We start from the raw sequence: 18,762 nt of genomic DNA on the forward strand, positions 1-18,762 counted from the left end.
CCACTGAACTGGATATCGGCGCGCGGCGGTTTGACGAGTCAATGAGAGTTTGAAACTGCCGAAATGAAACGCAAACAACTCCAGGCCGAAGTCCTGCTGCTGTTCTCGGCCCTTTTCTGGGGCCTGGCGTTCGTGCCGCAGAAAATCGCCATGGAACATATCGAACCGCTGGCGTTCAACGCCTGGCGGTTCTTTCTCGGCGGTCTGCTGCTGATTCCCATTGTCTACCGGTTTTCCTACCGGCGGGCGCCGCGGCTTGGTAAAGAGATCCAGCCCGGCGAGGACGGCGGCCACCGGGTGAAACACGACTGGCGGGCCTGCCTGCCCGGTGGCGCAGTGCTGGGATTCTGGCTGTTTCTCGGCGCCGCGCTGCAGCAGGCCAGCCTGCTCTATACCACCGCTGGCCGCGCGGGCTTTATCACCGGTTTCTACCTGCTGCTGGTGCCGGTGATCGGCCTGTCTCTGGGCCATAGGACCAATCACTGGACCTGGGGTGGCATAGCGCTGGCGCTGCTGGGTCTCTATGGCCTGGCGGATTTCAGCGAGGAGGCGCAATTGATCGGCGACCTGATGGTGTTCGCCAGCGCCTTCGTGTTCGCCATCCAGGTACTGTCCGCCGATTACCTGGTGCGCCGCTACGACGCCCTGCGCCTGGCCTGCGTGCAGTTCCTGGTGTGCGGGTTGCTGTCGGCGGTGACGTCGCTGATTGTGGAAGCGCCCTCGCTGGCTTCCGCATTCGCGGCGGCCTGGCCCATCGCCTACATGATGATTTTCTCCACCGCCATTGCCTTTACGTTCCAACTGTTGGCCCAGCGCCACGCGGCGCCTTCCCACGCCACGGTGATCATGAGTCTGGAGTCTGTATTTGCTCTGGTTGCGGGCTGGCTGTTCCTCAACGAGCTGCTGAGCGTGAAAGAACTTGTGGGTTGCGGGCTGATGCTCGCCGGTATGCTGGCGAGCCACTACGGTAACCACACGGGGAGCCACCATTGATCGACTTGTCCGCCCTGGCGTTGTTTGTGCCCACGTTCTTTTTTGTCTCCGTCACCCCGGGGATGTGCATGACCCTGGCGCTGACCATGGGCATGACCTACGGCGTCCGCCGTACCCTGTGGATGATGGTCGGCGAACTGGCGGGCGTGGCGCTGGTGGCGGTGTCCGCGGTGGCGGGCATCGCCGCGGTGATGCTGCAGTATCCGGCGGCCTTCCAACTGTTCAAATACCTCGGCGGCGCCTATCTGGCCTGGCTGGGGATTCAGATGTGGCGCGCGCGGGGCGGCATGGCGATGGTTCTGGCGGAAGAGAGCGAAACGCCCGCCCCGCCGCGCCGCGCGCTGGCAGCCCAGGGGTTCGTGACCGCGGTGGCCAACCCCAAGGGGTGGGCGTTCTTTATCGCACTGCTCCCCCCCTTTCTCAACGACAGTTCCCCGCTGGCGCCGCAGCTGGCAGTACTGGTTGCTATTATTCTGCTGTTGGAGACACTGTGCCTGCTGATTTACGCCAGTGGCGGGAGCACCCTCAGCCGCCTGTTGCACCGCGGTGAAAATGTGCGCCTGGTAAACCGTATCGCCGGCACCCTGATGCTGATGGTCGGAGGCTGGCTGGCTTTTGGCTAAACGGAGGAAGCCCGATCGATGAAAAAATACCTTTTACCACTGCTGTTGGTCCTGGCGATAGCCGCCTGCGACCAGAGAGAGCGCAAGAAAACCGAAGCTGACGAAGCCGCAGCCGGCGCCACCGCCGGACAGCCAACCGTCGATGACGAGAAACCGGCGGTGCGGCCGGAGGAGTTGATCTGGGTATTCGAGGCGCGCGGCAGCCGTCAGTGCGAGGGCGGCGGTACCACCCTCGAGGAAAGCAGCGGAAAACTGACCGGCAACGGTGTGGAGGTGCAGGAATCCCACTGCGCCGCCCGCACCGACCGGATGTATCCCAGTGTGTGTGGGGGCGCCACCGGGGACATCCTCCTGCACCTGGTCAGCAAGAAATCCCTGGATACGGCCCTGGAACTGGGTTTCGACCCGGCAGACCAGATCCAGTACGAGCGCGGGAGCTGTCCGGACAACAGGGCCTGAATTTCTTCTCAAACCGATTGTGCCGGAGTCTCTATCGGGGCTTGGCGGCGGAGGTTCACCGGAAAATTGCCGCCCGATGCCCGCCGGTGAGCAGCGGGTCCCGGTTGCTTCCGGGCCGCTTGACCTTCCTCTTGCGGTAATCTTTATCCTCCTGCATCGTAAGTGACACTGATGTGGGAGGTTTTATGAATATTTCCCAGGCGGCGCGGAAGTCCGGCCTTACCGCCAAGGCCCTGCGCTATTACGAATCCATCGATCTCCTGGCCCCCGGGCGCTCGGAAAACGGCTATCGCGACTACAGCGAGCGGGACCTGGAGACGCTACGCTTTATCCACCGCGCCCGCGAGGTGGGGTTTGCCATCGACGAGGTGCGCGACCTGCTGGAGCTGCACCGCAACCCGGCACGCCGCAGCCACGACGCCAAGCTGCTGGTGCGGGAGAAGCTGCAGCGCGTTGAGGAACAGCTGCGCAACCTGCGCGAAATACGCGTGACGCTGCGGGCTCTGGCGGACAGCTGCGCCGGCGACGAGTCTCCGGACTGCGCCATCCTGGACAACCTGGCGGGAGGTGATCATGGCTGATCCGTGTTGTTCCCCCAAAAAGGAGGTGGCGGAACCTCAGGTGGTGGAGCCGCACGCTTCCGCCTGCTGTGCCGACGAGCCCCACGGCCGTATCGACTGGCTGCTGTGGATCAGTCTGTCCCTGGTGACGTTGCTCTACGCCAGCTACTGGGTGCTGGATTTCACCGGGCTGCCGGAATGGCTTCACCACATGAGCGCTGGTGTGGTGGAGTTGGTGCATACCATGTGGTGGGGGGTGGCGGCGGGTGCGCTGTTTGTGGGCCTGCTGGCGCGGATTCCCCAAGGGTTGGTGATTTCGGTACTGGGGCGCGGCGGCAGTGTGCGGGGCCTGGTGCGCGCCACTCTGGCGGGTCTCTTTTTCGACCTCTGCTCCCACGGCATATTGATGGTGGGGATGCAGTTGTACAAACGGGGCGCCAGCCTGGGGCAGGTGATGGCTTTCCTGATTGCCAGCCCGTGGAACTCCCTGTCGCTCACGGTGATCCTGATCGCGCTGATCGGCTTGCATTGGACCCTGGTGTTTATCCTCTGCTCCGCGCTGATCGCGCTGCTGGCGGGCTACCTGGCGGACCGGCTGGTGGCAGGGGGCAGGCTGCCCGCCAATCCCAATGAGGTGCACTTGCCGGACGACTACGACTGGCGGGGTGAGGTGGCGGAACTCTGGGAACGGAGCGAGTTGACCCCCAACAGCGTCGTGGGCCTGCTCTGGGAGGGTATTCGCGGTTCGCAGATGGTGGTGCGCTGGCTGCTGGTGGGCATTGTGCTGGCGGTGTTGGTGCGCGCCTTTGTGGATCCGGCGGTGTTCCAGCAGTGGTTCGGGCCCTCGCTGCTGGGGTTGGGTGCCACTCTGGTGGCCGCCACGGTGCTGGAGGTCTGCTCCGAGGGGGCCACGCCGCTGGCGGCGGATATCTTCAGCCGCGCGGCGGCGCCGGGCAACGCCTTCGCCTTCCTGATGGTCGGCGTATCCACCGACTACACGGAGTTGATGTCGATCAAGGACACCAGCGGCTCCTGGCGCATTGCCCTGGCGCTGCCCCTGCTGACCCTGCCGCAGATTATCGTCGCCGGGCTGCTGATGAACCACTTTGGCTGATGATTTCTCCCCTCCGTTTGCGGGGGAGGGGCTGGGGGAGGGGGCCCGGCTCAGTGGCGGCCCTGGCGCCGGTGGCCGTTCGCTCAACAGCCTCATCAGCAAACGTTTCCCGAACGGCCCCCGGCACCAGGGCCTTCGCGTCGGGCTGCGGCATTCTTCCTGATGATTTTCTCCCCTCTCCCGCTTGCGGGGGAGGGGCTGGGGGAGGGGCCCCGGCTCAGTGGCGGCCCTGGCGCCGGTGGCCGGTTCGCTCAACAGCCTCATCGGCAAACGTTTCCCGAACGGCCCCCGGCACCAGGGCCTTCTCGCCGGGTTGCGGCGTTCTTTCCGAAGTTCGGAGGGTGGATAATCGCCGCACATCCGCCAACGCGGCTGGAAGCACCCCATCGCGCTGCGGTAGAATGCGCGCCGCTTTAAACACAGTCCGGAATCCGAGAGTTCATGGAAATCAATCCCCTCCTCAACCAACTGAAAGACCTCGAAGAGCGCACCGACGTTCTTAGGGGGTATCTTTGACTACGCCAGCAAGAAAGAGCGCCTGACCGAGGTCGAACTGGAGCTGGCCGAGCCCAGTGTCTGGGACAATCCCGACCGCGCCCAGGAACTCGGCCGCGAGCGCTCCTCTCTGGAGACTGTGGTAAAGACCATTGAGAACCTCGATTCCGGCATTTCCGACTGCCGCGAATTGCTGGAAATGGCGGTGGAGGAAGGGGACGAGGACTCGGTGGTCGAGGTCTCGTCGGAGATCGAGGGCTTGCAGCAGCAGTTGGGCATTCTCGAATTCCGCCGCATGTTTTCCGGCGAGACGGATGCCAACAACGCCTACCTGGATATCCAGGCCGGCTCCGGCGGAACCGAGGCCCAGGACTGGGCGGAGATGCTGTTGCGCATGTACCTGCGCTGGGGCGAGGCCCACGGCTTCAAGACCACCCTGGAAGAGGTCTCCGCAGGGGAGGTGGCCGGTATCAAGAGTGCCACCATTCATTTCGTTGGCGACCACGCCTTCGGCTGGTTGCGCACTGAGACCGGTGTGCACCGCTTGGTGCGCAAATCGCCATTCGATTCCGGCAACCGCCGCCACACGTCCTTTTCTTCCGTATTCGTATCGCCGGAGATCGATGACAATATCGAGATCGAGGTGGACAAGTCCCAGGTGCGCGAGGATACCTACCGCGCTTCCGGCGCCGGCGGCCAGCACGTGAACAAGACCGACTCCGCGGTGCGCCTGACTCATATCGAGTCCGGCATCGTGGTTGCCTGCCAGAGCGAGCGCTCCCAGCACCAGAACCGCGACAAGGCCTGGAAAATGCTGCGGGCCAAACTGTACGAGCAGGAAATGCTCAAGCGCAACGCGGAAAAGCAGGCGATGGAGGAGAGCAAGGCGGATATCGGCTGGGGCAGCCAGATACGCTCCTACGTGCTGGACGACCAGCGCATCAAGGACCTGCGTACCGGAGTGCAGACCAGTAACTGCCAGGCAGTGCTGGACGGCGACCTGGATCAGTTTATCGAGGCGAGTTTAAAAGCGGGCCTGTAAATAAATGCGGAATGCGGAATGATGAATGCGGAATAAGGGCATTCATCGCTCCGAGACATTCCGCATTCCGCATTCATCATTCCGCATTGGAAAGACCCCCATGACAGATACCCAGCAAGACGAAAACAAACTGATCGCCGAGCGTCGCGCCAAACTTTCCGCGCTGCGCGAAAAGGGCAATGCTTTTCCGAACGCTTTTCGCCGCGAAAACCTGGCGGCGGATCTGCAGAATGAGTTCGGCGAAAAAACCAAGGAAGAGCTGGAAGAGCTGCGCAAGAGCGCCTGTGTGGCCGGACGCATCCTCGCCAAGCGCGGGCCCTTTATGGTGATCCAGGACGTATCCGGGCGCATCCAGCTGTACGCGGACAAGGCGGCGCAGAAGGATATCAAGGAACGCTTCGGCGCCTGGGATATCGGCGATATCGTCGGTGTGCAGGGCGCGCTGCACAAGTCCGGCAAGGGCGACCTCTACGTGACCTGCGAGGAGTTCACCCTGCTCACCAAGGCACTGCGCCCGCTGCCGGAGAAATTCCACGGCATCGCCGACCAGGAGCTTCGCTACCGCCAGCGCTATGTGGACCTGATCGCGACGCCGGAGTCCCGCGAAGTTTTCCGCATCCGCTCGCGGGTGATCGACTATATCCGCCGCTTCCTGAACGGCCACGATTTTATGGAAGTGGAGACGCCGATGCTGCAGGTGATCCCCGGCGGCGCCACCGCGCGTCCGTTTATCACCCACCACAATGCGCTGGATATCGACATGTACCTGCGCGTGGCGCCGGAGCTGTACCTGAAGCGCCTGGTGGTGGGCGGCTTCGAGCGGGTCTACGAGATCAACCGCAATTTCCGCAACGAGGGCCTGTCCACCCGGCACAACCCCGAGTTCACCATGCTCGAGTTCTACCAGGCCTACGCGGACTACAACGACCTGATGGACCTGACCGAGGAGATGCTGCGCGGCATCTGTTCCGAAGTGTTGGGCTCGACGACGATCGAGTACCAGGGCAGCAGCTACGACTTTGCCAAGCCGTTTGCGCGCCTGTCGGTGTTCGATTCCATCCTGCGCTACAACCCCGGCCTCAGCCACTCCGACATCGACAATCTGGAAAGCGCCCGCGCAGTGGCGGAAAAACTGGAAATCCCGCTGAAAAACAGCTGGGGCCTGGGCAAGGTGCAGATAGAGATTTTCGAGAAGACAGTCGAGCACCGCCTGGACCAGCCGACCTTTATCACCGAGTATCCCACCGAGGTGTCCCCGCTGGCGCGGCGCAATGATGAAAACCCCTTCGTTACCGACCGCTTCGAGTTCTTCGTCGGAGGCCGCGAGATCGCCAACGGCTTCTCAGAGCTGAACGACGCCGAGGACCAGGCCGAACGCTTCCGTGCCCAGGTGGCGGAGAAGGACGCCGGCGACGACGAGGCTATGCATTACGATGCCGACTATATCCGCGCCCTGGAATACGGCATGCCGCCCACCGCGGGGGAGGGCATCGGTATCGACCGCCTGGTGATGCTTCTGACTGACTCGCCGTCGATCCGCGATGTTTTGTTGTTTCCGCATATGCGCCCGGAAACCACAGCGGAATAATCGTATCGTCTATTACCCGGCCCCAGTAATTGGGGCCGATCCTCCCGATCTCTTGCATAGATATCTTTCTTGCTCCCACTGCAGATGAATGTGAACGGATCGCCAATCTGGTTCAGGGCTTTCTGTGGCTGCCGATTGCACTCTGCAACAGCGTCGAAGCGGAATAAATCTTCTCTTATTCTGGGTATTAAAATTTCACTCTGACCCGAATTTATTTTTTTCATATGGGTGGGCGATTTAGGTATTATTGGACGCAAATCATTGGGGTTGTTATCGGCATTTGTGGGAGCTTTTATTATCCGCCTGCGATATCCGATCAGTTTCCAAAGCCAATATTCCGCTGCCGGAAAAAATTTTGTAACAATGAGAAGAGGGATGTTCCATGTTTGTCAACAGCGAGGAATTCAATGAGCCGACCAGCCGCCAGTGGGCCATGGGGGCGGATACCCGCCCTAAAAGTGCACTGGTGGACGGGCGCGGCAGAGTTCTGGCCTATTCCCAGACCGGGGGTATGATTTCCCCCGCCCGGCACGAGTTGCACAGGGGCACAATTCTGTACCGTTTTGCCAGCGGCAGTGCCGAGCTTTCCAAGGCGGTGACCGGGGGGTGGTGGGTGGCCAAAGCTGAATTCGAGCAGCTCACCCGCTTTGCCCAGGCCCACGGCGTACATGTGGCCATGGCTGCGCGACACCTGTGTTGTGTGCCGCCGGAGTGGAGCGATATGGGTTTGCTGATGCGCGTCCGGGTACAGGATCCCCTGCTTGCATATCGTGGCCTGGGCAACCGGGTCGTAGTGCCGAAAGATGATGGCTATGGCGCTGTGCGCATGGAGCCGCACAACAATCTCGCTTCGCGGCGGCTGCACCAATTGTTTATTCCCGGTTTGCAGGAGCGCGCCGATAGGACGCCGGAGCGGGTATTGCCGGGGGCGCTACTGGTGGAGCGCACCTGGAAACTGGATTCGGCGGATACCAATCGCGGTTGGATCTACGTACCGGGGCTCTTTGACAAACAGGACTAGTGGAGCTGGCGGCCGGTGGAGTTTATCGTATCGCCAGCGGCCTCCTATCCCTGAATCCCCAGCGGCCCGCTGGGCACATAGATGGTTTCAGTACTACTGCTTCCCTCGCGCTGTATTTCCACCGGTACCGTTTTTCCGGGGTCCACACGGTATATCTGTGAACGCAGATCACCGGAGTGGAAGACGCGCTCGCCGTTGTAGGAAACTATCTTGTCCCCCGGCTTCAGGCCGATATCCGCGGCCGGCGTGCCCGGTACGATATTGTCTATCTGTAGCTCCTGGCGCCCGCCGTTGACCTCCAGGTAGAACTCAAACTCCTGCGGGCTCAGCTCGTGTTCGAACATTTTGCGCGGGTTGCTGTAGGTCTCCAGTTTGTCGCGCAGGGCGTTTGCCTCCGCGGTGGACTTGTCGTCCAGGTGGCGGTATTCGTAGGTCAACTGCATGTGTTCGTACTGGAACCGCTCCTGCTTGTCGAGAATGAATTCGGCCCTGTCCGGGTTGAGGCCCGCGTCGATCAGGCGCTGGCGCTGCATCTCGCGATATTTGCGGTAGCGCTCCTGACGGGAATCCTGGGGAGTGTAGGGAGGTTCCTCATGTCCCACTGTGGCGGCGGTGCGGGTCTCCATGCCTTCCGGCTCTCCCTGTTCCATCTGCCTTCTCAGGTCCTCCACCAGGTCGAACAGGCGGGTCTGGATCTGAATGGAGTCCCGCAGGGAATCCTCCAGTTTTTTCACCCGGTCTTCCAGGTCGTTGCCGGAGCTGAACAGCTGTGACAGCCGACCGTTGCCGCCGTTGCTCTCTCCCCGATTCCAGCCGATAGAGTAGGCGCCGAAGGCCAGTAGTGTACCGAGGATGAACAACGTAACAGGTTTTCCCAGTTTCATAGCGCTAGTCCAGGATAATCAGGTGATTGGGCAGTTCGTTTTTGATCTCGCTGACCGGAGCGACCTCCTGCAACAGCTCCCCGCACTTTTCCACGCAGTGCACAAAAGCCTCTCCGGTTTTGCCGCGCTTGATCTCGCGAATGAAGTTTTCCACGATTTCACTCCAGCTCTCGTCGGTGATCCGCTCGGCCAGCCCGCGGTCGGCGAGAATCTCCACATAGTGCTCCGCCTCGGCGACGAAGATCAACAGCCCCAGGCGCCCGCGTGTGCTGTGCAGTTCCTGCTCCAGGAACTGGCGCCGCGCCAGGTTGGCGGCCCGCCAGTATTTCACTTTTTTCGGCACCAGGCGCATGGTCAGCGGGCGCCAGCGGAAAAGCACCGCCAGGACGATAAACAGTAGCCACTGCAGGGTGAAGGCCTCGCGGTAATCCAGCCACCAGGGCAGGAACTGCACCAGAGGCGCCAGCAACAGTGAGAGGAAGGCGGCCCAGAGGGTGGAGATATACAGGTAGCTGTCCGCCTCCCGCGCGAGTACCGTGACCACTTCCGCGTCGGTGCGCGACTCCACTTCTTTGATCGCTTCGGCGACTTTGCGCCGCTGTTGGCCTTCCAGCATCACCATCCTCCCGAGGCCCCCCCGCCGCCAAAACCACCTCCACCACCGCTGAAACCGCCGCCTCCGCCAATGCCACCACCGCCAAATCCGCCGCCGCCATAGTAGCCGCCGTAGCGGCCCCGGCGATATCCCCGGCTGGCAGCGGATGCTCCCAGTACAGAGGTGCCGAACAGCTGCAGCATCACCAACAGCAGGAAGAGGCCCACCAACACCGCCAGGCGCCGGTCGCCGCCGGTCGCGGTGGGTTCGGGCACGTACTCATTCTGGATCGCAGAGATAATGGACTCCACGCCCGCGGTGACACCGCCGTCGAAATCGCCGCTTTTGAATTTCGGCAATATCTTGGTGTGAATGATATTCGCGGAGAGAGCGTCCGTCAGCGCCCCTTCCAGCCCGTAGCCCACCTCTATACGCACTGCGCGCTCGTCGGGCGCGACGATCAGCAGAACCCCGTTGTCCCCGCCCTTCTCGCCGATCTTCCAGTGGCGCCCCAACTGGTAGCCGTACTCCTCGATAGTGAGCCCCTGGAGGTCGGGCACTGTGACCACCACCAGCTGGTTGCCGGTCTTCTTTTCGTGCTGCTGCATCAATTCGGTGAGCTGGAAGACGGTGTCCCGGCTGAGGATACCAGCCTTGTCCACCACCCGGCCGGAGAGCAGCGGGAATTGGGTTTCCGCCAACGCCCCGACTGCACAGAGCAGCGCGAGCAGGAGGAGGGCGACCTGAATGCGGCGCTCGATCATCGCGTCACCGGAAGTCCACTTCCGGTACCTTCTCGGCGTCTTCATTGGTGGCCTGGAAGGTCTCGCGCAGGGGCATGTCCCGGTAGAGGAGCGCGTGCCAGATACGTCCTGGGAAAGTGCGTATCTCCCGGTTGTAGCGCTCCACGGCGGCGATATAATCCCGCCGGGCTACGCTGATGCGGTTTTCCGTGCCTTCGAGCTGGGATTGCAGGGCCAGGAAATTCTGGTCCGCCTTGAGGTTTGGGTAGCGTTCCACCACCACCATCAGCCGGGCCAGGGCGCTGGACAGCTGCGCCTGAGCGGCCTCGAACTGCTGCAGCTTGGCCGGGTCGTCGAGCATGTTCGGGTCCAGTTGTATGGAGCTGACCTTGGCCCGGGCCTCGGTCACCGCCTGCAGCGTCTCGCGCTCGTGGGCGGCGTAGGCCTTGACGGTTTTCACCAGGTTGGGAATCAGGTCGGCGCGGCGCTGGTACTGGTTCTCCACCTGGGCCCAGGCGGCTTTGACCTGCTCGTCATAGGTGGGGATATTGTTGATGCCACAGCCGCTGAGCCCCAGGGCCAGGAGGCCGAACAGGGCGCCCAGCAAGGCCCGGCGGCCGGCGGTGAACACTGAACGCATACCGGATACCCGTATTTTGTCCCGAGACCCCAAGAATAGCTGGCTCCTGGATACAGCGGCGCCAACCAATAGGAAGCTGTAATGGCATTAAAAGCGACTATCTTCAAAGCCCGGCTGCAGGTTGCCGACATGGATCGGGACTACTACGGCGAACACCAGCTGACCCTGGCACGCCACCCCTCGGAGACCGACGAGCGGATGATGGTGCGCCTGCTGGCCTTCGCCCACAATGCCGCGGACGGCCTGGAATTCACCCGCGGCCTGTCCTCCGACGACGAGGCCGACCTGTGGCTGAGGAATCTCAGCGGTGAAATCGATCTGTGGATCGAGGTGGGCCTGCCGGCGGAAGAGCGCCTGCGCAAGGCCAGCGGCCGCGCCGCGCAGGTATTGGTGTACAGTTACGGGCGCCGCACCGCGCCGATCTGGTGGCAAAAACATCGGGATGCGCTGGCGCGCTTCGACAATTTGCGTGTCTACCACCTGCCGGCGGATGCCTGCGAGCAGATGGCGGCGATGGCGGCGCGCAATATGGAACTGAATGTGACCATCCAGGATGGCCAGCTCTGGCTCAGCTCCGATACACAGAGCGTGGAAGTCACCCCGGAAATTTGGAAATAGCAAACGGAGAATAATATGCCTTCCTTCGACATAGTGTCCGAAGTGGACAAGCATCAGCTCACCAACGCCGTGGACCAGGTAAATCGCACGGTGACCAACCGCTTCGACTTCAAGGGGGTGGACGCCGAGGTGGAGATGAACGATTTTTCCCTGGTGGTGCGCGCCGAGGCGGATATCCAGGTGGACCAGATGGTGGACATGCTGCGCGGGGCGCTGATCAAGTGCGATATCGATCCGCTGGCCATGGAGGTGGGTGAGAAAGAGCAATCCGGCAAACAAGTGAAGGTGCCGGTCACCTTGAAAAACGGCCTGGACAAAGAACTGTCAAAAAAGATCATTAAAATGATCAAGGACGAAAAACTCAAGGTGCAGGCGGCGATCCAGGGCGACCAGGTGCGTGTCACCGGCAAGAAGCGCGACGACCTGCAGCAGGTGATCGCCATGCTGCGGGGGAAGGAACTGGATCAGCCCCTGCAATTCAATAACTTCCGCGATTGATCACTGGAATCCTTTTGCTTAGAAATCTTCTGCTGGGCGGCCTGCTGACATTGCTGCCGCCCTTCGTATCGGCGGCTCCCGTACACCCCGCGCAATTACTGGCAAGCTACTGGCTGAATGACAGCGCCGGCCTGGATATTTCCGGGCTGAGCTTTTGCAATGGCGAATTGCTGGCGGTATCCGACAAAAATTCTGCGGACATCTATGCCCTGGACCTGGCCGGGCAGGGCGCTGCGCTGGTTTCCCGCACCCGCCTGCAAGGCCTGAATGTGCCGGACGGGGAATCGGCGGGCCCGATGGCGGCACTACTGGATCTGGTCCGCGACGGCCAGGCGATGGATTTCGAGGGTATCAGCTGCGACGGCGATACTGCCTATCTGCTGAGCGAGCGCTACAACCGCCTCGCGCGGCTGGAGGCCAATGGGTCGGTTGCCTGGCTGCCGTACCGCTGGGCCGCGGAGGCGCGCGAGCGCGGTTACCTGCAGAAGGCCAACGCCGCCGGCGAGGGACTGGTAAAGGCCGGCGACGATTTCTGGATCGCCATGGAGCGGGAACCCCGGGGCCTGGTGCGGCTGCGCGCCGACACCGCACCGGCAATATTCTCCATTCCCCCGGTGGCTGGCCTGGATTTCCGGGATCGCTCCGAGGACATCACCGGCCTCGCCTACTATGACGGTGCGCTCTTCACCCTGGAGCGCAACGCCTTCGCCGTATGCCGACGCTCCCCGGAAACCCTGCGCGCGCAGTGGTGCATCGACTACCGGGCGATCGAAGAGGCCCCGAAATTCGTCTACCGGGAAACCCGCTACGGCAAGGGCGAGGGACTGGCGGTGGACGCCAGCGGCATCCACGTGGTGCTGGACAACAACAACGTCGCCCGCGCCGCCGACCCGAACGACCGCCGCGCGCTGCTGCTGCATTTCCGGTTCCCCCTGGGAACGCCGAGCTCGGGAGCGCCCGCCGCCAGCTCGGCAAGCGGGCCATAGGCCCGCCGCCTTTGTGAGGTAAAAACTTTGGCCCGGAAACAACTGATCACCCTCCTCGAAGAAGTCCGCCACTGCCGCCTCTGCGAAGACCAGCTCCCCCTCGGTCCCAACCCGGTAGTGCGCGCCGCAAAATCCGCGCGCCTGCTGATCGTCGGCCAGGCGCCGGGCACCCGTGTACACGCCACCGGCGTCCCCTGGAACGACCCCTCCGGCGACCGCCTGCGGGAATGGCTGGCGATGGACCGGGATACCTTCTACGACGAATCCCACATCGCCATTATTCCAATGGGCTTCTGCTATCCGGGCCGCGGCAAGGGCGGCGACCTGCCGCCGCGCCCGGAATGCGCGCCCGCCTGGCACCGGAAGCTATTGGAACAGCTACCGAATTTGCAACTCACTTTGCTGATAGGGCAGTATGCACAGCGTTACTATCTGCCCCACTGGTACGGGAGCATTACGGAAAACGTGCGTCACTTTCGCGATGCCCTGCCTTCGGGCTATTTACCGCTGCCCCATCCCAGCCCCCGCAATACCTTATGGCTGCGCCAGCGCCCCTGGTTCGAGGAGGAGGTGGTGCCCGAGCTGCGCCGACGGGTGAAAAAGGCACTGCGTTAACTCCCCTCTCCCGCTTGCGGGAGAGGGGCCGGGGGAGAGGGGATGGCATACCGACGATGCCCCCTCGCCCTAGCCCTCTCCCAAGGGGAGAGGGAACCGCGAGATACAGCCAAGGAAAAACTATGCAGGTTCCAAACAATATAAAAATCCACCCCTCCTGGTACGCCGTCCTGCAAGACGAATTCGAAAAGCCCTATATGGAGCAGTTGCGCCAGTTCCTGCGAAAGGAAAAGGCCGCGGGCAAGGTCATCTATCCCCCGGGTCCGCAGATTTTCAACGCCTTCAACTCCACCCCATTCGAAGAGGTCAAAGTGGTGATACTGGGCCAGGACCCCTATCACGGCCCCGGCCAGGCCCACGGCCTCTGTTTCTCGGTAAAACCCGGCGTACCCGTACCGCCCTCGCTACAAAATATCTTCAAGGAATTGCAATCCGACCTGGGGATCGATCCCCCCGAGCACGGCTGCCTGCAGCCCTGGGCGGAGCAGGGCGTGCTGCTGCTGAATGCCACACTCACGGTTGAGCGGGGCAGGGCGGGTTCACACCAGGGGCGCGGCTGGGAGCAATTTACCGATGCAGCCATTCACAAACTGGCGGAGCAGCGAGAGGGCCTGGTGTTTATTCTCTGGGGCAGCTACGCGCAGAAGAAGGGCGCTTTTATCGATAGCAACAAACACCGGGTGATGCGCGCTCCTCACCCATCGCCGCTATCCGCCCACCGAGGTTTCTTCGGCACCCGACCTTTCTCTCAGGCCAACACCTATCTGCAAAAAAACGGTGAAGAGCCGATCGACTGGGCACTGCCGGAGGCGGCGGAGCTGGATCATGTGGCGGTGGAGGTGTGAGGGGGCAACTACCGGGGATTTTAGGAGTTCGCAGCCGGGCCGCTTGTAGGAGCGGCCGTTGGCCGCGAAGGGCCTGCCGGCAACCCTGGGCACCGATTACGGCCAACGACGGCTCTACCTCACGAACCGCGCCAAGACTCCCAGTGAGAAGCCATTTGCGCCAGCGCCCAAGCTGCAATAGCCTATGTCCTTCTGTTTGCCGGATCACAACAAGAAATCCAAAATGGTCACTGAAACCCTCAACCAGAACCCGGAGCAGCGTGCTCGCGATGATATCGACCAGCAACTGCGAGCGGCCGGTTGGGTGGTCCAGCATAAGGACACTATCAACTTCAATGCAGGGCGCGGCATAGCGGTACGTGAGTACCAGACGGATGTCGGCCCGGCAGACTATGTGTTGTTCGTGGACAGGCAGGCCGCAGGCGTAATCGAGGCCAAACCGGAGGACTGGGGTCACAAGATCACGGGCGCCGAAGAGCAGGCTGAGGGCTACGCCAACGCCAAGCTCAAGTGGATCAACAACCGGGAACCCCTGCCGTTCATCTACCAGAGCACTGGCGCCATCACCCGCTTCACCAATGGCCGCGACCCGGCCCCGCGCTCGCGGGAAATCTTCCACTTCCCCCGCCCGGAAGAACTGGCCCGCTGGCACGAGCGCCTTGAGGACAACCAAGGCACCCTGCGCGAAGGGTTGAAAAAGCTGCCACCACTCAACACCGACGGCCTGCGCGACTGCCAGATCAAAGCCATCAACAACCTGGAAGCCTCCTTCAAGGACGACAAACCCCGCGCCCTGGTGCAAATGGCCACCGGCTCCGGCAAAACCTACACCGCCATCACCGCCGCCTACCGCCTGCTCAAGCACGCCAGGGCCAAGCGCATCCTGTTCCTGGTGGACACCAAAAACCTGGGCGAACAGGCCGAGCAGGAATTCATGGCCTACCTGCCCAATGACGACAACCGCAAATTCACCGAGCTATACACCGTGCAGCGGCTCAAGTCGTCCTACGTCGCCAGCGACAGCCAGGTCTGCATCAGCACCATCCAACGCATGTACTCGCTGCTGAAAGGTGAAGAACTGGACGAAGCCACCGAAGAAGACAACCTGGCGGAAAAGAAAGGGCTTAAAAAACAACCTTTGCCGGTAATCTACAACGAAAAGATCCCCCCGGAATTCTTCGACTTCATCATCATCGACGAATGCCACCGTTCCATCTACAACCTGTGGCGGCAGGTGATCGAATACTTCGACGCCTACCTGATCGGCCTCACCGCCACCCCGGACAACCGCACCTACGGCTTCTTCAAAAAGAACGTGGTCAGCGAATACGACCATGAAAAGGCCGTCGCCGATGGCGTCAACGTCGGCAACGAGGTCTACCTGATCGAAACCCAAAAGACCCAAAGCGGCGGCGTTATAGAAGCCAGTCAGCAGGTACAAAAGCGCGAACGCCTCACCCGCAAGAACCGCTGGGAAACCCAGGACGAAGACGAAGCCTACTCGGCAAAACAGCTCGACCGAGACATCGTCAACCCGGACCAGATTCGCACCGTTATCCGCACCTTCCGGGACAAACTGCCGGACATCTTCCCCGGCCGGCAGGAAGTACCCAAAACCCTTATCTTCGCCAAAACCGACAGCCACGCCGACGACATCATCCACACCGTGCGCGAGGAATTCGGCGAGAGCAACGCCTTCTGTAAGAAGATCACCCACAATGCGGACGACCCCAAATCCGTGCTCAACCAGTTCCGCAACGACTACGACCCGCGCATCGCGGTCACCGTGGACATGATCGCCACCGGCACCGACGTGCGCCCGCTGGAATGCCTGCTGTTCATGCGCGACGTGAAAAGCAAGAACTACTTCGAGCAGATGAAAGGCCGCGGCACCCGCACCCTGGACAAGGACGGCCTGAAAAAAGTCACCCCCTCCGCCAACAGCGCCAAGACCCACTACGTCATCGTCGATGCCATCGGCGTAACCCGATCCCTGAAAACTGCCAGCCAGCCGCTGATCACCAAACCCGGCATCTCCCTCAAGGAACTGGCCATGGGCGTAATGATGGGCGCCGCCCGCGACGAAGACAGCGTCTCCTCCCTGGCGGGCCGCCTCGCCCGCCTCGACAAACAACTGGACGACAAAGACCGCGCCCGCATCAGCGAAAAAGCCGATGGCATACCGCTAACCCTCATCGTTGGCGAACTGCTCAACGCCATCAACCCGGACGTGGTGGAACAGAAAGCCTGCGAAATTGCCCGGGTACCGGCGGACAGCAACCCCGGCGACGACGCCCGGGACAAGGCCCGCGACCAACTGGTAGGGGAGGCTGCCAAGGTCTTCAACGGCGAGCTGATCGAACTGATCGACACCATCCGCCGCGAAAAGGAACAGACCATCGTCCACGAAGACCTGGACGAGGTACTGAAAGCGGAGTGGGCCGGTGAAACCCGGGCCAACGCCGAGGCCCTGGTGCAGGACTTCACCGACTACCTGAACCAGCACCGCGACCAGATCGAAGCCCTGGCCATCTACTTCCAGACCCCGGCCCGCCGGAGCGAAGTCACTTTTGAGATGATCAAAACCCTGCTGGACGCCCTGCAACAGGACAGGCCCAAACTGGCCCCCCTGCGCGTCTGGCAGGCCTACGCCCATCTGGACAACTACCGCGGCGACAACCCAATCAGCGACCTGACCGCACTGGTGGCCCTGATCCGCCGCGTTACCGGCGTCGACCAGACCATCACCCCCTTCGCCGCCACCGTAAAGGAAAACTTCAAGCGCTGGATCTTCCAGCGCCACAGCGGCGCCGGCGAAAAATTCAACGAGGAACAAATGACCTGGCTCACCCTGATCCGCGACCACATTACCAGTTCCTTCCACCTGGAGCGCGACGACTTGGAAATGGCCCCATTCGATAGCAAGGGTGGGCTGGGGCGGATGTATCAGTTGTTTGGAGATCAGATGGATGGGGTGATTGAGGAGTTGAATCGGGAGTTGGTGGCGTGAGAGATAGCAGTTTGGATCAAGACACATTACCGTCCCATTGGGAAGGTTCTACAGTCGGTGAGCTCTACGAGCTTGCTTATGGAAAAGGACTAGTTAAGAAGTTCAGAAAAGAAGACGGCCCTTATCCTGTATATGGATCAAATGGGGTTGTTGGTTATCACGATAGTTATGTAACGGAAGGGCCGGTTGTTATCGTCGGCCGAAAAGGAGCTGCTGGGGAAGTACATTTTTCTCCAGGAAATTGTTGGCCGATAGATACGACCTACTTTGTTAAGCCCAAGAAAGCTGTTGATGAAAAATTTACATACTATTTACTCAAGAGTCTTCGCCTAAAGCAGTTTGAAACATCCACTGCTATTCCGGGTTTGAATAGAGCTGATGCACACCGCCTGAGAATCGGAGTGCCTCCGCTTCAAGAGCAAAAGGACATCGTCGCCAAAATCGAAACCCTATTCTCCGAACTCGACAAAGGCATCGAATCCCTGAAAACTGCCCGGCAACAACTCAAAGCCTACCGCCAGGCCGTCCTCAAACACGCCTTCGAAGGCAAACTCACCGAACAATGGCGCCAACAAAACCCCGACAAGCTTGAGTCCCCCGAACAACTCCTCGACAGAATCCAGCAGGAGCGCGAACAACGCTACCAGCAACAGCTTGAAGAGTGGAAGTCGGCTGTCAAGGTGTGGGAAGAGAACGGCAAGGAGGGAAAGAAACCCTCAAAGCCAAAAGCACTTAAAGAGATATCCGTCCTAGATGGTGAGGTTCTTTCCTCACTTCCAGAATCTCCACCAAGTTGGATGTGGGGAAGGCTTGGTTTGATGACCTGTGGGGTTGAATATGGAACCTCGGCTAAATCCTCAGGGGAGGGGGATGTTCCTGTGGTGCGGATGGGAAACCTTCAGAGTGGAATTATTGATTGGTCTGACTTGGTTTTTACATCTGATAAGGAAGAGATAGAAAAATACTCATTAAAAGCGGGTGACGTTCTGTTCAATAGAACCAATAGTCCAGAGCTGGTGGGGAAAACAGCTATCTACAAAGGTGAGCGGGAGGCGCTGTTTGCCGGATATCTAATCCGAGTGAACCATATTTCAAGCATTGTGGATGGGCGATATCTCAATTATTTCCTGAACTCTTTAATAGCGAAGGGCTACGGAAATACGGTCAAAACAGATGGCGTTAACCAGTCAAACATTAATGGGGAGAAGTTGCAGGGGTATCCATTCCCATTTTGTTCTTTGGGGGAGCAGGTGGTGGTTGTAGATGCACTTGATGAAAAGGTTTCTGCTATTGACCGAATGTCGGATGAGGTAAGCTTGCAACTTGATAAGGCTGTAGCTCTCCGTCAGTCCATCCTTAAAAAAGCCTTCTCTGGCCAGTTGGTGAGGTTTTCTTAATGAGAAATAATGCAGCAAAGAATATTGGAGGAGAGG

Annotated in this window: 19 protein-coding genes; 15 read left to right on the plus strand and 4 right to left on the minus strand. The window is 60.7% G+C overall.

Annotated elements, in window-relative coordinates:
• Positions 1 to 63: 63 nt before the first annotated feature.
• The 8 genes from PP263_RS02895 (at position 64) to PP263_RS02930 (ending at position 7,895) form a co-directional block, all read left to right on the plus strand.
• A complete protein-coding gene (locus tag PP263_RS02895; protein ID WP_308366869.1) occupies positions 64 to 993 on the plus strand; it encodes a DMT family transporter in 930 nt (309 codons plus the stop codon).
• Positions 990 to 1,616: a LysE family translocator gene (locus PP263_RS02900; RefSeq protein ID WP_308366870.1), complete on the plus strand. Its 627-nt coding sequence runs from the start codon at positions 990 to 992 to the stop codon at positions 1,614 to 1,616. The genes PP263_RS02895 and PP263_RS02900 overlap by 4 nt, the downstream gene beginning before the upstream one ends.
• An 18-nt stretch (positions 1,617 to 1,634) precedes the next feature.
• Entirely contained in the window at positions 1,635 to 2,075 is a 441-nt protein-coding gene (locus PP263_RS02905; protein ID WP_308366871.1) for a hypothetical protein, read from the plus strand.
• Positions 2,076 to 2,260: 185 nt separating this feature from the next.
• On the plus strand, positions 2,261 to 2,656 hold the full coding sequence (cueR, locus tag PP263_RS02910; protein WP_308366872.1) for a Cu(I)-responsive transcriptional regulator: 396 nt from the start codon (positions 2,261 to 2,263) through the stop codon (positions 2,654 to 2,656).
• A complete protein-coding gene (locus PP263_RS02915; RefSeq protein ID WP_308366873.1) occupies positions 2,649 to 3,749 on the plus strand; it encodes a permease in 1,101 nt (366 codons plus the stop codon). Before cueR ends, PP263_RS02915 begins: the two co-directional genes overlap by 8 nt.
• A 441-nt stretch (positions 3,750 to 4,190) precedes the next feature.
• A protein-coding gene (prfB, locus tag PP263_RS02920) for a peptide chain release factor 2 (RefSeq protein WP_308366874.1) occupies positions 4,191 to 5,286 on the plus strand; the annotation gives its coding sequence in 2 pieces (ribosomal slippage) (positions 4,191 to 4,262 and positions 4,264 to 5,286; 1,095 coding nt in all).
• Between the two features lie 100 nt (positions 5,287 to 5,386).
• Positions 5,387 to 6,874 carry a lysine--tRNA ligase gene (gene lysS, locus PP263_RS02925; protein ID WP_308366875.1) on the plus strand — a complete coding sequence of 496 codons (1,488 nt, stop codon included), beginning with the start codon at positions 5,387 to 5,389 and terminating at the stop codon, positions 6,872 to 6,874.
• 382 nt (positions 6,875 to 7,256) lie between these two features.
• Positions 7,257 to 7,895 carry a hypothetical protein gene (locus PP263_RS02930; RefSeq protein ID WP_308366876.1) on the plus strand — a complete coding sequence of 213 codons (639 nt, stop codon included), beginning with the start codon at positions 7,257 to 7,259 and terminating at the stop codon, positions 7,893 to 7,895.
• A gap of 44 nt (positions 7,896 to 7,939) precedes the next feature.
• Here the strand turns inward: PP263_RS02930 and PP263_RS02935 are convergent, their stop codons facing one another.
• From PP263_RS02935 to PP263_RS02950, 4 genes are read right to left on the minus strand one after another with little or no spacing between them, the layout of a single operon-like run.
• Positions 7,940 to 8,779, minus strand: coding sequence for a PDZ domain-containing protein (locus PP263_RS02935; protein WP_308366877.1), 840 nt, complete (start codon positions 8,777 to 8,779; stop codon positions 7,940 to 7,942).
• A 4-nt stretch (positions 8,780 to 8,783) separates the two neighbouring features.
• Positions 8,784 to 9,395 carry a TPM domain-containing protein gene (locus tag PP263_RS02940; RefSeq protein ID WP_308366878.1) on the minus strand — a complete coding sequence of 204 codons (612 nt, stop codon included), beginning with the start codon at positions 9,393 to 9,395 and terminating at the stop codon, positions 8,784 to 8,786.
• Complete coding sequence (locus PP263_RS02945) at positions 9,395 to 10,138, minus strand: TPM domain-containing protein (RefSeq protein ID WP_308366879.1); 744 nt, start codon at positions 10,136 to 10,138, stop codon at positions 9,395 to 9,397. Before PP263_RS02945 ends, PP263_RS02940 begins: the two co-directional genes overlap by 1 nt.
• A gap of 4 nt (positions 10,139 to 10,142) precedes the next feature.
• Positions 10,143 to 10,757 carry a LemA family protein gene (locus PP263_RS02950; protein WP_308366880.1) on the minus strand — a complete coding sequence of 205 codons (615 nt, stop codon included), beginning with the start codon at positions 10,755 to 10,757 and terminating at the stop codon, positions 10,143 to 10,145.
• 81 nt (positions 10,758 to 10,838) lie between these two features.
• Here PP263_RS02950 and PP263_RS02955 point away from each other — a divergent pair, with 81 nt between their 5' ends.
• From PP263_RS02955 to PP263_RS02985, 7 genes are all read left to right on the plus strand, one after another.
• On the plus strand, positions 10,839 to 11,375 hold the full coding sequence (locus PP263_RS02955) for a YaeQ family protein (RefSeq protein WP_308366881.1): 537 nt from the start codon (positions 10,839 to 10,841) through the stop codon (positions 11,373 to 11,375).
• A 15-nt stretch (positions 11,376 to 11,390) separates the two neighbouring features.
• Complete coding sequence (locus PP263_RS02960) at positions 11,391 to 11,873, plus strand: YajQ family cyclic di-GMP-binding protein (RefSeq protein ID WP_308366882.1); 483 nt, start codon at positions 11,391 to 11,393, stop codon at positions 11,871 to 11,873.
• Positions 11,874 to 11,887: 14 nt separating this feature from the next.
• Positions 11,888 to 12,859: an esterase-like activity of phytase family protein gene (locus PP263_RS02965; RefSeq protein ID WP_308366883.1), complete on the plus strand. Its 972-nt coding sequence runs from the start codon at positions 11,888 to 11,890 to the stop codon at positions 12,857 to 12,859.
• Between the two features lie 27 nt (positions 12,860 to 12,886).
• On the plus strand, positions 12,887 to 13,474 hold the full coding sequence (locus PP263_RS02970) for a uracil-DNA glycosylase family protein (protein ID WP_308366884.1): 588 nt from the start codon (positions 12,887 to 12,889) through the stop codon (positions 13,472 to 13,474).
• Positions 13,475 to 13,596: 122 nt separating this feature from the next.
• Entirely contained in the window at positions 13,597 to 14,319 is a 723-nt protein-coding gene (ung, locus tag PP263_RS02975) for a uracil-DNA glycosylase (RefSeq protein ID WP_308366885.1), read from the plus strand.
• 223 nt (positions 14,320 to 14,542) lie between these two features.
• On the plus strand, positions 14,543 to 17,329 hold the full coding sequence (locus tag PP263_RS02980; RefSeq protein WP_308366886.1) for a DEAD/DEAH box helicase family protein: 2,787 nt from the start codon (positions 14,543 to 14,545) through the stop codon (positions 17,327 to 17,329).
• Positions 17,326 to 18,726: a restriction endonuclease subunit S gene (locus PP263_RS02985; RefSeq protein WP_308366887.1), complete on the plus strand. Its 1,401-nt coding sequence runs from the start codon at positions 17,326 to 17,328 to the stop codon at positions 18,724 to 18,726. Before PP263_RS02980 ends, PP263_RS02985 begins: the two co-directional genes overlap by 4 nt.
• Positions 18,727 to 18,762: the final 36 nt, after the last annotated feature.

The organism is Microbulbifer sp. TB1203 (genome assembly GCF_030997045.1).
Classification (GTDB): domain Bacteria; phylum Pseudomonadota; class Gammaproteobacteria; order Pseudomonadales; family Cellvibrionaceae; genus Microbulbifer.

Excerpts from the sequence above, each read along its gene's own strand:
- PP263_RS02895 (WP_308366869.1), top strand. The coding sequence starts at position 64 with ATGAAACGCAAACAACTCCAGGCCGAAGTCCTGCTGCTGTTCTCGGCC.
- PP263_RS02905 (WP_308366871.1), top strand. The coding sequence starts at position 1,635 with ATGAAAAAATACCTTTTACCACTGCTGTTGGTCCTGGCGATAGCCGCC.
- cueR (WP_308366872.1), top strand. The coding sequence starts at position 2,261 with ATGAATATTTCCCAGGCGGCGCGGAAGTCCGGCCTTACCGCCAAGGCC.
- PP263_RS02915 (WP_308366873.1), top strand. The coding sequence starts at position 2,649 with ATGGCTGATCCGTGTTGTTCCCCCAAAAAGGAGGTGGCGGAACCTCAG.
- lysS (WP_308366875.1), top strand. The coding sequence starts at position 5,387 with ATGACAGATACCCAGCAAGACGAAAACAAACTGATCGCCGAGCGTCGC.
- PP263_RS02930 (WP_308366876.1), top strand. The coding sequence starts at position 7,257 with ATGTTTGTCAACAGCGAGGAATTCAATGAGCCGACCAGCCGCCAGTGG.
- PP263_RS02935 (WP_308366877.1), bottom strand. The coding sequence starts at position 8,779 with ATGAAACTGGGAAAACCTGTTACGTTGTTCATCCTCGGTACACTACTG.
- PP263_RS02940 (WP_308366878.1), bottom strand. The coding sequence starts at position 9,395 with ATGCTGGAAGGCCAACAGCGGCGCAAAGTCGCCGAAGCGATCAAAGAA.
- PP263_RS02945 (WP_308366879.1), bottom strand. The coding sequence starts at position 10,138 with ATGATCGAGCGCCGCATTCAGGTCGCCCTCCTCCTGCTCGCGCTGCTC.
- PP263_RS02950 (WP_308366880.1), bottom strand. The coding sequence starts at position 10,757 with ATGCGTTCAGTGTTCACCGCCGGCCGCCGGGCCTTGCTGGGCGCCCTG.
- PP263_RS02955 (WP_308366881.1), top strand. The coding sequence starts at position 10,839 with ATGGCATTAAAAGCGACTATCTTCAAAGCCCGGCTGCAGGTTGCCGAC.
- PP263_RS02960 (WP_308366882.1), top strand. The coding sequence starts at position 11,391 with ATGCCTTCCTTCGACATAGTGTCCGAAGTGGACAAGCATCAGCTCACC.
- ung (WP_308366885.1), top strand. The coding sequence starts at position 13,597 with ATGCAGGTTCCAAACAATATAAAAATCCACCCCTCCTGGTACGCCGTC.
- PP263_RS02980 (WP_308366886.1), top strand. The coding sequence starts at position 14,543 with ATGGTCACTGAAACCCTCAACCAGAACCCGGAGCAGCGTGCTCGCGAT.